Here is a 2,303-nt window from a genome sequence, read left to right on the forward strand (position 1 = left end):
CATCGGCGCTGTCCTTGGGTTGGGTTGCACCTCCAAGACTACGCCTTTCCCGGACTCCTGCCGCCCCATGCCTCGCGCTGATCACCTACTGAAATTGTTGGTTTTGGACCGAGGGATGATCAAGGCCCAAACCCGCGAGGGGGCGTTTGGATGAGAACGTCCGGATGCAAAGATTTAGTTATGGGGCATGCTTGTGCTATTGAACGGCCTATTATGCATGTTGACTGATTATTGTGTGCTTGCTTGGCGTTTAAAATAAGGCAGGAGATTGATAATCGCGCGCTCGTAATGGACATTGGTCATCAAGCCTTGAAATTGTTTAAAGCTATTGACAACTTTGAGCAATGATTTGGCCGCTGTATCTGAGGTCGAACCGCATACACGTTTGACGACATCCCGGCGATGCTCTGCCTGATTGTTCATGAGGTATAGCGCAGTTGCGAGGTTGCCAGCAATGCTGGGGGGCACGTCGCCTGGAAACTGGGTACCCAGGACCAAGCCAATACCAAAGGCGCGGCCCTCGCGAACCAGTAATTCGAGCTTTTTGTTCTCCGCGACTCGATGAGCTTCATCGAATACGATGAGGTGTTGGAGCTTTTTGGGCTGTTCTCTGCGCATTGCATAGCCATGAATCTGCACAAGCAAGAGTTCAGCCAAGGCTTTCTTGATGGTGTCGCTGGGCAGATCAGACAGCTTGAGTGCAAGGCGCCCTTGCATAAAATGGTCGAAATTGACAATCGCTCCGTGCTCAGGCGGAAAAAGCTGGAGATCAACCAGTTGTTGCAACCGCATTGCAGCAGGGTTGTTATCGCCATGCGTTTCCTTCATTCGGGCAATCACCCTGGTGAAGGGTGGCCATGTTTTGCTGTCTGGTTGCACCCACTCTTGCAGCGGAATGCCCGCTTCCTGATAAGCGCCGGCCAGCGCTTGCTGCAACTGGTTGCGTTGCTGATCACCCAAATTGAACACATTACCCAGAATATCCCGCAACTCATAAGTGTAGGCGATCGGTTGGACACCCGACGGCCCCTCTGGTGGTGGCTTTAACGGATTAAAGGGTAATCCACGGGTGCGAAGATCGTAGACATCGATTCCGAGTGGCTCGACGAATTCAGGCTGCCAGTAGTCCGCCTTAAAATCGAAGATTGTGACCGTGAATTTCGCTAGGCAGCAGGCTGCAATCAGACAGTTGATCGTCTGTGTCTTACCCGAACCAGCATCTCCAGTCACCAGAAAACCAAAATTGTTCAAGGCGTTTGACTGGTCTTGATCAGGATCCCAATATACGGGTTGTTGATTCTGATCATGACCAATCAATAATGGAAAGGTCAAGAGGTGCTGGGGGGCGGTTACTTCAGGGGGAGCGTTTGTTTGGGGTAGTGGGTCAGAATTTGATTCATGGAGTTCTTTCGCAGGGAGTTTAATCAACTCCTGTAATGGCGGAAACAACTGCCGCAGCCATTTCTCTTGTTGGCGCCAGTGCAGGAAGCCTGCTTCGTTTGGGTGCTGGCGGATGAACTCAAGTGCGTCATCAAGAGCTTGCCATTCGCGCGAGGACAGTTCAATCGTCAATCCTTGAAGCGTCTTAAGTTTTGTCAGAGCTTCAGAAATCTGCGTTTTTTTGCCTTTTGGAAAGCCGTTTTTACGATGGGGAACAATAATTGGTTGCCCAACGGCTTGGTCCAGGAAGTCTTCGATCTGTTTGGCCAATTGGCAGTGCTGATTGGGTTTGTCGCAAATCGCGATCTGTCGCCGGATGCGAACCACTCCACCGACGGACATTGAATAATCAACTGTTTTTGTATCACCGCTATCCTGTTCGATTGGTACGGCTTCGAGCGATTCATGCTCGAGGATAGATTCTCTGACAAAATCACTCAGCAAGCGTGCCCGATCTTGAGGCAAATAGGTCAGCTCGACAGGAGGTTTCCGATCCTGATGATCGGCCCATTTCTTAGCCCAGTCGATGGATGATGACTGAATGTTGGGATTGCTGCCTTGGTTAAATTCTGTTTCGATTGGTTCGCGCTTGAGTTGTTTCCCTAACTCGCGGTAGCGCGAGACAGTCCGCAGGACACTTCTGACTGTTGGTTGGGTCACTGCATGGTCTAACAGCCAATCGGGAATGATTTGCCGGTGATTGGCATGGTTCAAACCCGACCGCTTAACATATTCCGGCCTTGATCATCCCTCGGTCCAAAACCAACAATTTCAGTAGGTGATCAGCGCGAGGCATGGGGCGGCAGGAGTCCGGGAAAGGCGTAGTCTTGGAGGTGCAACCCAACCCAAGGACAGCGCCGATG

1 protein-coding gene is annotated in these 2,303 nt (G+C 51.3%); it reads right to left on the minus strand.

Annotated features, from left to right (window positions below; all coding sequences use genetic code 11):
* Positions 1-228 precede the first annotated feature (228 nt).
* On the minus strand, positions 229-2,154 hold the full coding sequence (locus CKO36_RS18770; RefSeq protein WP_200286429.1) for an ATP-binding protein: 1,926 nt from the start codon (positions 2,152-2,154) through the stop codon (positions 229-231).
* Positions 2,155-2,303 lie beyond the last annotated feature (149 nt).

Source organism: Rhabdochromatium marinum (assembly GCF_016583795.1).
In the GTDB taxonomy this organism is placed as follows: Bacteria; Pseudomonadota; Gammaproteobacteria; order Chromatiales; family Chromatiaceae; genus Rhabdochromatium; species Rhabdochromatium marinum.